At 70.7% G+C, this 12,006-nt stretch carries 11 protein-coding genes; 2 read left to right on the forward strand and 9 right to left on the reverse strand.

The features are described 5' to 3' along the window. Positions 1-29 precede the first annotated feature (29 nt). From AB0F17_RS07965 to AB0F17_RS08005, 9 genes are all read right to left on the reverse strand, one after another. Complete coding sequence (locus AB0F17_RS07965; RefSeq protein ID WP_358018079.1) at positions 30-1,127, reverse strand: prephenate dehydrogenase; 1,098 nt, start codon at positions 1,125-1,127, stop codon at positions 30-32. Between the two features lie 68 nt (positions 1,128-1,195). Then, positions 1,196-1,555 carry a chorismate mutase gene (gene aroH, locus AB0F17_RS07970; RefSeq protein WP_214637545.1) on the reverse strand — a complete coding sequence of 120 codons (360 nt, stop codon included), beginning with the start codon at positions 1,553-1,555 and terminating at the stop codon, positions 1,196-1,198. 69 nt (positions 1,556-1,624) lie between these two features. Beyond that, positions 1,625-3,913: a pseudouridine synthase gene (locus tag AB0F17_RS07975; protein WP_358018083.1), complete on the reverse strand. Its 2,289-nt coding sequence runs from the start codon at positions 3,911-3,913 to the stop codon at positions 1,625-1,627. After that, a complete protein-coding gene (gene scpB / locus AB0F17_RS07980; RefSeq protein ID WP_358019284.1) occupies positions 3,910-4,476 on the reverse strand; it encodes an SMC-Scp complex subunit ScpB in 567 nt (188 codons plus the stop codon). Before scpB ends, AB0F17_RS07975 begins: the two co-directional genes overlap by 4 nt. A 508-nt stretch (positions 4,477-4,984) precedes the next feature. Continuing rightward, complete coding sequence (locus AB0F17_RS07985; RefSeq protein ID WP_358018086.1) at positions 4,985-5,800, reverse strand: segregation/condensation protein A; 816 nt, start codon at positions 5,798-5,800, stop codon at positions 4,985-4,987. Next, positions 5,797-6,648 (reverse strand): AAA family ATPase, encoded by an 852-nt coding sequence (locus AB0F17_RS07990; protein WP_358019287.1) that lies wholly within the window; start codon positions 6,646-6,648, stop codon positions 5,797-5,799. The genes AB0F17_RS07985 and AB0F17_RS07990 overlap by 4 nt, the downstream gene beginning before the upstream one ends. Positions 6,649-6,854: 206 nt before the next feature. After that, positions 6,855-7,760, reverse strand: a complete 906-nt coding sequence (locus AB0F17_RS07995) for a site-specific tyrosine recombinase XerD (RefSeq protein ID WP_358018089.1) — start codon at positions 7,758-7,760, stop codon at positions 6,855-6,857. Between the two features lie 15 nt (positions 7,761-7,775). Further along, on the reverse strand, positions 7,776-8,387 hold the full coding sequence (locus AB0F17_RS08000) for an NUDIX hydrolase (protein WP_358018092.1): 612 nt from the start codon (positions 8,385-8,387) through the stop codon (positions 7,776-7,778). Beyond that, positions 8,384-10,048 (reverse strand): CTP synthase, encoded by a 1,665-nt coding sequence (locus AB0F17_RS08005; protein ID WP_358018095.1) that lies wholly within the window; start codon positions 10,046-10,048, stop codon positions 8,384-8,386. Before AB0F17_RS08005 ends, AB0F17_RS08000 begins: the two co-directional genes overlap by 4 nt. A gap of 110 nt (positions 10,049-10,158) precedes the next feature. Here AB0F17_RS08005 and AB0F17_RS08010 point away from each other — a divergent pair, with 110 nt between their 5' ends. Together AB0F17_RS08010 and AB0F17_RS08015 are read left to right on the forward strand one after the other, a co-directional pair. Continuing rightward, the gene (locus AB0F17_RS08010) at positions 10,159-10,863 is read left to right on the forward strand and encodes an acyltransferase (RefSeq protein WP_358018098.1); all 705 of its coding nucleotides are present in this window, start codon (positions 10,159-10,161) and stop codon (positions 10,861-10,863) included. Between the two features lie 16 nt (positions 10,864-10,879). Further along, complete coding sequence (locus AB0F17_RS08015; RefSeq protein WP_358018101.1) at positions 10,880-12,004, forward strand: nitronate monooxygenase family protein; 1,125 nt, start codon at positions 10,880-10,882, stop codon at positions 12,002-12,004. The last annotated feature ends 2 nt before the right edge of the window (positions 12,005-12,006 follow it).

The following is a 12,006-nucleotide window of genomic DNA, read 5'->3' on the forward strand; positions in this document are numbered from 1 at the left end:
GAGAAGCCAAGGACGTGACATCGGCCGGTTTAGGGGACCTGCCAGCCGCGTTCGTGCAGGGCCTTGGTGAGCACGACCGCCGCGTCGGGCTGCACGGAGACCTCGGCGATGCCCAGGGGCAGGCCCGGAGCGTGCTCCAGGCGTACGTCCTCGACGTTCACGCCGACCTCGTCGCAGATCTGGAAGAGCCTGGCCAGCTGGCCGGGGCGGTCGCCGACGATGACCTGGACCACGACGTACGCGGGCGCGGGGCCGCCGTGCTTGCCGGGGATGCGGCCGTGACCGGCCACGCCGCGCTTGAGCAACTGGGTGAGATCCTGTGTGGCGGTGCCGTCGCCGTCGGCCAGCGCGCGGAGCGCCGTCGCGGCCTCGGACAGGTCGCGGGAGACGGCCTCCAGCACCTCGGCCACCGGGGTCGCGTTGCCCGACAGGATGCCGAGCCAGAGGCCCGGGTCGCTGCCCGCGATCCTGGTGACGTCGCGTATCCCCTGCCCGGCCAGGCCGAGCGCGATGTCGGACGCGTCCGCCAGCCGGGCGGCGACGGCGGACGCGGCGACGTGCGGCGCGTGCGAGACGACGGCCACGGCCTGGTCGTGCTCGGCGGCGTCCACCTCGATGGGGTTGCCGCCGCACAGCTCCACCAGCTGTTGTACGGCCGCCCGGGCCTCCGGCGTGGCGTCGGGGGTGGGACAGAGCGCCCACGGACGCCCCAGGAACAGGTCGGCCCTGGCGGCTCCGGGGCCCGACTTCTCACGTCCGGCCAGGGGGTGGGAGGCGACATAAGTGGACAGGTCGCAGCCCAGCTGGCCGGCCCGCTCGATGGGCTCCACCTTGACGCTGGCCACGTCGGTGTAGAACGTGGCGGTGCCGTTGCGCTGGAGGGCCAGCAGCTCGCTGGCCACGTGCGCGGGCGGCACCGCGATCACCGCGAGATCGATCGTCTCGGCCGGGGTGCCGGTTTCGGGGTGCCATTCCTCGCCCGCGCCGAGCTCCCGGGCCAGCCGTACCGCTCCCTGGTCGTGGTCGGCGAGCAGCACGCGTACTCCGCGCTGGCGGAGGGCCAGCGCCATGGAGGTGCCGATGAGACCGGTGCCGACTACCAGCACGGTGCGGAGTTCGGAGGCCATGTGAATGTCCTGATTTATCGGGCGTCGGAGAAGCTCGGTCGGGTGGAACTAGTCGTTCAACTGGTCGCCTACTGGGCGATGTCCTGGCGTAGCGCGACGGCGCCGCGCAGGTAGACGTGCTGGATCTCGGAACGCGGCCGGTCGGTCTCGACGTGGGCCATCAGGCGTACCACCCGGGGCAGCGCGCCCGGCACGTCGATCTCGGTGCAGCAGATCAGCGGCACGTCGTGGAAGCCCAGCTTCCGCGCCGCCAGCGCCGGGAACTCGGCCGTCAGATCGGGAGACGCCGTGAACAGCACGCTGATCACATCGTCGGTGGTCAGCCGGTTGCGCTCCATCAGCTCGCTGACCAGCTCCGTGGTCGCTTCGATGATCGCCCCACGGTCGTTGGCGTCCACCTGCGTCGCCCCGCGGATCGCCCGCACCATGTGATCCGTCCCCTCTATAGCGGTGAAGCCCGTGCGGAGGTTCGCACGGGCTCCTGCGTTCCCGCCAGGTTACAGCTTCACGGCCGCGTAAAGCTCGCCGACCTCGTGCAGGGACAGCGCCCTGACGGTGCCTGCCTTGGTACGGCCCAGCTTGACCGGCCCGAACTCGATCCTGGCCAGGTCGATGACACGATGACCCGCCTCCTCCAGCATCCGCCGGACGACGTGGTTGCGGCCTTCGTGCAGGACGATCTCGACCAGCGCCTGCTGGCCGTGCTCCTGCACGATCGCGAAGGAGTCGGCCTTGGCGAGGCCGTCTTCGAGCTCGATGCCCTGCTTGAGCCGGCGGCTCAGGTCACGCGGGATCGGCCCGGGAACCTTCGCCCAGTACTTCTTCTGCACCCCGTAACTCGGGTGAGTCAGCCGGTTGGCCAGCTCGCCGTCATTGGTGAGCAGCAGCAGCCCCTCGGTCTCGGTGTCGAGCCGGCCCACGTGGAACAGCCGCGGCGCGAGCTCCTCCACATAGTCGGCCAGGCACGGGCGGCCCTGCGGGTCGTCCATGGTGGACACGACGCCGATGGGCTTGTTCAGGGCGTAGTAGACCAGGTCGGGGGCGGTCGGGATGCGCTTGCCGTCCACGTGGATGACCTGCGCGGCGGGGTCGACCTTGGCCCCGAACCTCCGTACGACCTGCCCGTTCACGGTGACGCGACCGGCACCGATCATCTCCTCGCAGGCGCGGCGGCTGGCGACGCCCGCCTGGGCGAGCACCTTCTGCAGCCGTACGCCGCCGGGGACCTCGGTGGTGTCGCGCTCGTCGGTGTAGCCGTCGGGGAAGAAGTTGCGATCCCGCATGGGCTGGCGAGCGGTCTTGAACCTGTCGCGGGGTGCGGCGCTGCCCGCCCCGTCACGCCTGCCGGACGTGCGGCCGCCGATGGTCTGGACGTCGTCGCGCCTCGGGGTACGGCTCGGACGGCCGTCCTCGCGTCGCGAGCCGGCGTCGTCACGCCGTCCGAAACGGGCTCGGGTGGACTCTCCGCGGCCGTAGCCGGTCCGCGTGGGCTCGCTACGGGGACCACCTTCCCTGCGGCCACCACGGTCGGCCCGGAAGCCGCCACGGTCGTCACTGCGCCCGGGACGGGAACCGCCGCGATCGTCACTGCGCTCGGGACGGAAACCGCCACGATCGTCGCTCCGCTCGGGACGGGGGCCGCCGCGGTCGTCAGTGCGGTTGGTACGGAAGCCGTCACGGCGACCCGTCTGGGCTCCGCCACGGTCGTCGGGGCGCTGGGGACGGAAGCCGTCACGGGCGCCGCGCTCCCGGGAGGCGGAACCGCCCCTGTCGTCACTGCGGGCGGAGCGGAAGCCGCCCCGGTCGTCACGGCGGTCCGACTGGAAACCGCCACGGTCGGAACGGAAACCACCGCGGTCGTCACGACGCTCGGGGCGGAAACCGCCACGATCGTCCGTGCGCTCGGGGCGGAAGCCGCCGCGGTCGTCACTGCGGTCGGAACGGAAACCGCCGCGGTCGTCACTGCGCTGGGGACGGAAGCCGTCACGGGCGCCGCGCTCGCGGGGGCCGGACCCAGCGCGGTCACGAGGACCGGAACCGCTGCGGTCACGAGGACCGGAGCCAGTGCGGTCGCGAGGGCCGGAACCGCTGCGGTCACGAGGACCGGAGCCAGTGCGGTCGCGAGGGCCGGAACCGCTGCGATCACGGGGGCCGGAGCCGGTGCGGTCGGAGCGGTATCCGCCACGGTCTCCGCCAGAGGACGAGCCGTAGCCGCCGCCCTCGCCGCGAGACGACGCGCCGTAGCCACGGTCGCCGCGCGGCTGCGCGCCATATCCGCCTCGGTCGCCGCGGGACTGCGTGTAGCCGCCGCGGTCGTCTCGGGACCGCGTGCCGTAGCCACCGCGGTCGCTTCTGGGCGCCGAACGGTCGTCGTCGCGGGGGGACGTACGGTCATCGCGGGACGGACGGTCGTCGCGAGGCGTGCGGTCGTCGCGGGAGGACGTACGGTCGTAGCCGCCCCGGTCGCCCGTGGAGCCGGAGCGGTCGCGGGTGTCGCCGGAGTCCGGCCTGCCGTACCGGGCGCGGGAACCGCCACGGTCGGCCCGGAGCGAGTCGCGGCCGGAACCCAGCTCGCTTCCGGAGTCGCGGCTGCCGCCGCGGTCACTGTCGTCGCGGCGCGGTCCGCCGCGGGAATCGTCTCGGTGGGAACCGCCACGGACCCCCTCACGGCGGGGACCGCCGCGCGAGTCATCCGAACGGAAGGCGGGACGGCCGCTACGGCTCGCGCCGCCGGTGCGTCCACGACCGCGTCCATCACCGGACGGGGTGCTGCGCCTGTTGATCACTTTGTATTCTCCTCGAGGTTTTCCACGTCGTCGGGGAGGAAGGGGGCGAGCTCGGGGAGTTCGCCGATGTCCTTCAGTCCCAGGCGTTCAAGGAAGTATGAGCTTGTCCGGTAGAGCATCGCTTGGCTCTCCGGGTCGGTGCCGGCCTCTTCGACCAGCCCCCTCGCGACGAGCGTCCGCATGACGCCGTCGCTGTTGACGCCGCGGACCGCGGCGACACGTGCACGGCTCACCGGTTGCCGGTAGGCCACGACCGCGAGTGTTTCCAGCGCGGCCTGGGTGAGCCGGGTCTGCTGGCCGTCGCGTACGAACCGCTCGACCAGCGTGGCACAGTCGGCTCGCGTGTAGAACCGCCAACCGCCTGCGACTTCCCTGAGATCGAAACCCCGTCCGGCTTGGGTGTATTCCGCAGCCAGGGCTCGAAGTGTGGCGGTCACCTCATGGGTGGGCCGTTCGAGCACCTGCGCCAGGGTCACTTCGGGGACGGGTTCGTCCACGACCAAAAGGATGGCTTCAAGCGCCGCCCCAAGCGTGGGACCGCTTTCGACGGGTTCATCGGGCACGCCAGAGTTGGGCTGCTCGGACGCGCGTGTTGCGCCGCGCTCCGCCGTACCACCACCCGCCGCACCGGCGCCAGGAGAGCCCGCCGCAGACCGACCGAGGAAAGACGCCTCGCCCGGCTCGGGAAGCGCGCCCGGCTCGGGAGACCCGCCCGCGATGGGCCGCTCGGAAGACGCGCCCTCCGGACGGGCAGCCGCGCCCCCAGCGGGAGACACGAGGCCGTCGGCCGTATCCGGCTCCGCGTCATGGAGACCGTCGGCCACACCCGACTCAGGCGCCAGGTCCCGCGGACCGTCGGCCGCATCGGGCTCAGGCACCAGGTCCCCCAGATCGTCCGCCACATCCGGCTCAGGCGACACATCCGGCAAACCATCGTCCGACTCAGACGCCACACCCTCCGACTCATCTTCGGCGGGCGTGTCTGAGGTGTTCTGGGTGGCGAGGGAGCCTGGGAGGGTCATCCAGGCGGGCAGTGGGGCGGATTCGGGCGGCGGGTTGTCGTCCAAGCGGTCAGTCATCAGCCGTCTTCTCCGCGCTCTCCTCGTAGTCGTCCCCCACCGCGACGTCCCCATCGTCCGAGCCGGTCCAGGTCACGTGCAGGTCGCCCAGGGCCTCGACCTGCTCGAAGGTGACCGCGGACTCCCGGAAGAGCTCCAGCACAGCCAGGAAGCGGGCGATGACCTCGATGGTGCCGTCACAGTCGGCCACCAGGGCCCGGAAGGTGGCCCGCCGCATCCGCCGCAGGTGCGCCACCAGGATAGCGGCTTGCTCCCGCACGCTGGCCAGCGGTTGGTAGATGTGCCCGACGCTGACCGTGGGCGGCAGCTTGGGGACGAAGGCGCGGGCGGCGATCCGGGCGAGGTCGTCCGGGCTGATGCCGAGGATGAGCTGCGGAAGCAGGTTGGCGAACTGCGGCTCCATGGGCGCGGTACGGGGGAAGCGCAGCGCCTCTTCGGCCATGCGGCCGGAGAAGATCTTCGTCACCTCCTTGTACGCCTTGTACTGCAGGAGCCTGGCGAACAGCAGGTCGCGGGCCTCCAGCAGGGCCAGGTCCTCTTCGTCCTCGACCTCGCCCGACGGCAGCAGGCGGGCGGCCTTGAGATCCAGGAGCGTGGCCGCGACCAGCAGGAAGTGGCTGGTCAGGTCGAGGTCCCACTCGGGGCCGCGGGCCCGGATGTAGGCGATGAACTCGTCGGTGACCTTGGAGAGCGAAATCTCGGTGATGTCGAGCTTGTGCTTGGAGATCAGGCCGAGGAGCAGGTCGAAGGGCCCCTCGAAGACGTCCAGGTGAACCCTGAACCCTTGTGGCTCTGCCTCCTCCGTCACCTGGCCATTGTGGCAGGCGCCGGCCAACGGGACAGCACCTCTCTGGCCAGCTCACGGTAAGCGTTGGCGCCGAGGGACGACGGGTCGAACGTGGTGATCGGCTCGCCGGCGACCGTGGCGTCGGGGAAGCGCACGGTGCGGTTGATCACGGTGTGGAACACCTTGTCGCCGAACGCCTCGACGACGCGGGCGAGCACCTCGCGGCCGTGCAGGGTGCGGGCGTCGTACATGGTGGCGAGCAGGCCCTCGATCTCGAGGTTCTCGTTGAGGCGCTCCTGCACCTTGGTGATGGTGTCCATGAGCAGGGCCACGCCGCGCAGCGCGAAGAACTCGCACTCCAGCGGCACCATGACGCCCTGCGCGCAGGTCAGCGCGTTGATCGTGAGCAGGCCGAGCGACGGCTGGCAGTCGATCAGGCAGACGTCGTAGTGCGGCAGCAGCGGCTTGATCACGCGGCCGAGCACCTGTTCGCGGGCGACCTCGGTGACGAGCTGGACCTCGGCGGCGGACAGGTCGATGTTGCTGGGCAGCAGGTCGAGGCCATCGACGCCGGTCTCCAGCAGCACGTCCTCGGCGGTGACGTTGCGCTCCATCAGCAGGTTGTAGACCGTGAGGTCGAGCTGGAGCGGGTTGATGCCGAGGCCGACGGACAGCGCGCCCTGCGGGTCGAAGTCGACGAGGAGCACCTTGAGGCCGTATTCGACGAGCGCGGCGCCCAGGTTGATGGTGGTGGTGGTCTTGCCGACCCCACCCTTCTGGTTGACCATCGCGACCACCCGCGCGGGCCCGTGGATCTCGGGCGCGACGGGTTCGGGGAACACCGGGCGGGGACGCCGGGTCGGACCCAGATTCACGCCTACGGAAGGCGTGTTGGTCTTCGTGTCACCCCAGGGGTTGTCGGGGGTCCCCGGGGTCGAACCGTTGGTCTTCACAGTCACCAGCTCGAACCTCCCTGACGATCCCGAACCGGACCGTCCGGACGGACACTATGGCGTCACCACTAAACGCGGCAAGGCGGCACGCCGAAGTGCCGCACGTCGCAAAAGACTATAGATCACTGCCGGGCACGGGGATGCGCAGCGGCGTATACCTCGCGGAGTTTGTCGACCGTGACCAGGGTGTAGACCTGCGTGGTCGTCACCGAGGCGTGGCCGAGCAACTCCTGGACCACCCTAACGTCGGCTCCACCGTCAAGGAGGTGGGTTGCGAAGGAATGCCGGAGAACGTGAGGAGATATCCCGGCGAGTCCGGCTCGTTCGGCGGCGGCCTGGAGCACTTCCCAGGCGCCCTGCCGGGTGAGCCGCCCGCCCCTGGCGTTGAGGAAGGCGGCGGGGGTGCCCCGGCCATGGGCCACGAGGCCGGGCCGGGCCCTGACGAGGTAGGCGTCGAGCGCGGAGCGGGCGTAGCGGCCCAGGGGCACGACACGCGTACGGCTGCCCTTGCCGCGCAGCCGTACCTGCTCGGCCTCCAGGTCGTCCACGGCCAGGCCGACGGCTTCGGAGATGCGGGCGCCCGTGCCGTACAGGACCTCCAGCAGGGCCCGGTTGCGCAGGGTCAGGGGCGCGCCGTCGGGGCCGGAGGCGGCGATGAGCCGCTCGACCTCGTCGACGGTGACCGCCTTGGGCAGCCTGCGGAGCTGCCGCGGCGGGCGTACCTGGTGCGCCGGGTCGTGGGCCGTGACGCCCTCGCGCAGCGCGAAGCGGTGCAGGCCGCGGACGGCCGACACCGCCCGCGCGGCCGAACTGGCCACGAGGGCGGGGTGGTCGCAGTCGCCCTGACGCAGTGCGGCGAGGAAGTCGAGGACGTCGGCCTCGCCCACCTCGCCGAGCGTCACTCGCCCGCGTGACCGCAGGTGCTCGACGTAGCGGCGCAGGTCACGGCGGTAGGAGGCCAGCGTGTTGGCAGCCAGGCCCCGCTCCACCGTCAGGTGGGCGAGGTAGCTGGAGAGCACCGCCTCCACGAAGTGGTCCTTCCGTCATGCCTCCTTGGCGTCGGCAGGGCGCAACAGGGCGAAACCCTCGACCGAAGCCGCATATGCGGCGAGGATACCGGCCACGGTCGGGGAATTGTGGATCATTCCCATGAGCGCCCTTTCGACCGCGTCGGTCAAGGGCACCCACTCGATCGGCATGTCGATCTCCTCGTGTTCGTGAACGAAGCCGTTCTCGTCGTCGGGGATCTTCGACAGGCCGCGGGCCAGGAACACCCGGATCCGCTCGTTGGACATGCCGGGCGAGGTGTAGAGGTCGACCAGCGTGCGCCAGGTCTCGGCGCGGTATCCGGCCTCCTCGGCCAGCTCCCGCGCGGCGCCGGTGACCAGCGGTTCGCCCTCGACGTCGCGCAGTCCGGCGGGCAGCTCCCAGAGCAACTGACGGGTCGGGTGGCGGTACTGGCGGATGAGCAGGACCCGGTCCTGCTCATCGAGCGCGAGGACGGCGACCGACCCGGGATGCACGACGTAGTCGCGATCGGCGACCGTGTCTTTCGGCATGCGGACGGTGTCGGTGACCACGTGGACCACCCGGCCCTCGAACCGATCCTTGGATTCGACGACGTCCCACGCCTCGGGCGTGTCTTCCACCCTCACTTGGCCACCTTCGAGGTCACACGGCTGTCGGCGTAGGCGAGCGCGGCGGTGATCAGGCCCTTGAACATCGGGTTGGCCCGCGTCGGCCGGGAGCGGAACTCGGGGTGGGCCTGGGTGCCGATGAAGAACGGGTGGGCCTCGACGGGCAGCTCGGTGTATTCGACCAGGCGGCCGTCGGGCGACAGCCCGGAGAACACCATGCCGACCTTCTCCAGCCGCTCGCGGTAGGAGTTGCCGACCTCGTACCTGTGACGGTGACGTTCGGCGACCTTGGCCTTGCCGCCGTACAGCTGCCTGGCCAGGGTGCCCTCGCCGAGCTTGGCAGTGTAGCTGCCCAGGCGCATGGTGCCGCCCATGTCGCGTTCGCCGGCGACGACGTCCTCCTGGTCGGCCATCGTGGAGATGACCGGGTCCTTGGCGTCGGGGTCGAACTCGGTGGAGTTGGCCCCTTGGAGTCCCGCCAGGTTGCGCGCGGCCTCGATGACCATGCCCTGCATGCCGAGGCAGATGCCGAGGAGCGGGATCTTGCCCTCCCGGGCGTGGCGGATCGCGCCGATCTTGCCCTCGATGCCGCGCACCCCGAACCCGCCGGGGATCAGCACGCCGTCGACGCCGTCGAGCTCGCGCTCGGCGCCCTCGGGCGTCTCGCAGTCGTCGCTCTTGACCCAGCGGATGTTGACGCGGGCGTCGTTGGCGAACCCGCCCGCCCGCAGCGCCTCGGTGACGGACAGGTAGGCGTCGGGCAGGTCGATGTACTTGCCGACCAGCGCGATGGTGACCTCCTTGGCCGGCCGGTGCACCCGGCGCAGGAGCTCCTCCCACTCCTTCCAGTCCACGTCGCGGAACGGCAGGCCGAGCCGCCGCACCACGTACGCGTCGAGCCCCTCGGAGTGGAGCACCTTGGGGATGTCGTAGATCGAGGCGGCGTCCACGGCCGAGACGACGGCGTCCTCGTCGACGTCGCACATCAGGCTGATCTTCCGCTTGATCGCCGTCTGCACGGGCCGGTCGGAGCGGAGCACGATCGCGTCGGGCTGGATGCCGATGCTGCGCAGCGCGGCCACGCTGTGCTGCGTCGGCTTGGTCTTCAGCTCTCCGGAGGGGCCGATGTACGGCAGCAGCGACACGTGCAGGAAGAAGACGTTGTCGCGTCCGACCTCGTGCCTGATCTGGCGTACGGCCTCCAGGAACGGCAGCGACTCGATGTCGCCGACCGTGCCACCCACCTCGGTGATGACCACGTCGACCTCAGGACTCGCCATGCCCCGGATGCGGTCCTTGATCTCGTTGGTGATGTGCGGGATGACCTGGACCGTGTCGCCCAGGTATTCGCCGCGCCGCTCCTTGGCGATGACGTTGGAGTAGACCTGGCCGGTGGTGACGTTCGCCGAACCGTGCAGATCGGTGTCGAGGAACCGCTCGTAGTGGCCGACGTCGAGGTCGGTCTCGGAGCCGTCGTCGGTGACGAAGACCTCGCCGTGCTGGAACGGGTTCATCGTCCCGGGGTCCACGTTGAGGTAGGGGTCGAGCTTCTGCATGGTGACCCGGAGACCGCGTCCCTTGAGCAGACGGCCCAGGCTGGAGGCGGTGAGCCCCTTGCCGAGACTTGAGGCGACACCGCCAGTTACGAACAGATGCTTGGTTTGCGATGCGCTGCGCAAAGGGGCTCCCGTGGGTCGAGTTGTGGTCGAAGCGTCCACGGGCTCTCAGGATATCAAACAACGCCCCCGACATGCCCGAACGGCATGACCTAGCGGTAACTTTGGGCCCTATGTCACTAGTACGGCGGGCAACGGGCGCGCTGATTCACCGTGCCTACAGGGCGATCCGCGCGGCAGGGGCGATCACTCCCGCCAGTCCGGGCGGCACCCGATTCCGGCATTTGGGCGACGGAGTCAGCATCGCCTTCCCGCCGGGCGCGATCTTCGGCGAGCAGTGGATCGAGATCGGCGACCACACGCTGATCGGCGAGCGCGTGTCGCTCTCCTGCGGCATGGGTCCCGGCGTGGACCTGGGCCCGGACTCGATCCTGCGGATCGGCGGCGGCTGCTCGATCGGCCGGGGTTCGCACATCGTGGCCCACCAGTCGATCGACATCGGCGAGCACGTCTTCACCGGCCCGTACGTCTACATCACCGACCAGAACCACGTCTACGACGACCCGGAGACGCCGATCGGCAGGCAGTGGCCACGCAACAGTCCGGTATCGATCGGCGCAGGCTCCTGGCTCGGCGCGGGCGCGATCATCCTGCCCGGCACCAGGATCGGCCGCCAGTGCGTGGTGGCGGGCGGCGCGGTCGTGCGCGGGGAGTTCCCCGATCACAGCGTGGTCGCGGGGGTGCCCGCCAAGCTGGTGCGCAGCTACGATCCCGCGCTCGGCTGGCACACGCCGGGCATGTCGACCGGCAGGCCATCTCCTCGTGATCCCGCTCTCGTGGATGGTGGATCAGGACACCTGGACCGAACAACCTTCTGACGGTTAGCGTCGGTCCATGCGGACCGCTCTTTGCGAACGTCTCGGCGTCGAGTTCCCGTTGTTCGCCTTCAGCCACTGCCGTGACGTGGTGGCCGCGGTCACGAACGCGGGCGGCTTCGGCGTCCTGGGCGCGATCGCCTACACGCCCGAGCAGCTCGACACCGAGCTCACCTGGATCGACGAACGGGTGGACGGCCGTCCGTACGGGGTGGACGTGCTGGTGCCCGGCAAGATCGACGCGTCGGCGCTCGATCGTGACGCCCATCTGACCGACTTCATCCCGGAACGGCACCGCGACTTCGTCACGCACCTGCTGTCCAAGTACGGCGTGAACGCGCCGCCGCAACCGGTGGCCGCCTCGGCGGACGAGTTCGGCCGGCGGGTGACGGCGGCGGGCGCGACCGGGCTGATCGACGTGGCGCTCAAGCATCCGATCGGCCTGATCGCCAGCGCGCTCGGGCCGCCGCCGCCGGAGATGGTGGCCAAGGCCAGGCAGGCGGGTGTGCCGGTGGCCGCGCTGGTCGGCACCGTCGAGCACGCCCACCGGCAGGTGGCGGCGGGCGCGGACCTGATCGTGGCGCAGGGCACCGAGGCGGGCGGGCACACCGGCGAGATCGCCACCATGGTGCTGGTGCCGCAGGTCGTGGACGCGGTCGCGCCGGTGCCGGTGCTGGCGGCGGGCGGCATCGCCTCGGGACGGCAGATGGCGGCGGCGATGGCGCTCGGCGCCGAAGGCGTGTGGTGCGGGTCGGTCTGGCTGACCACCGAGGAGGCGGAGACGGCGCCCGCGGTGAAGCGGAAGCTGCTGGCCGCCTCCTCGCTCGACACGGTCAGGTCCAGGTCGCGCACCGGCAAGCCGGCCAGGCAGCTCAAGTCGGCCTGGACCGAGGAGTGGGACTCGGGGCAGGAGAGCCCCGGCCCGCTCGCGATGCCGCTGCAACTGCTGGTGGCCGAGGCCGCGATGGCCCGCATCGGCCTGGCCGCCGAGCGTGGCGAGCCGGGGGCCGTGGAGCTGGCCAACTACTTCGTCGGGCAGGTCGTCGGCCAGCTCGACCAGGTCAAGCCCGCTCGCGAGGTGGTCTACGAGATGGTGAGCGAGTTCGCCGACGCGGTGGATCGGCTGTCCAGATTGTCGCAGTGACC

The sequence above is a fragment of the Nonomuraea sp. NPDC026600 genome, from assembly GCF_040638335.1.
In the GTDB taxonomy this organism is placed as follows: Bacteria; Actinomycetota; Actinomycetes; order Streptosporangiales; family Streptosporangiaceae; genus Nonomuraea.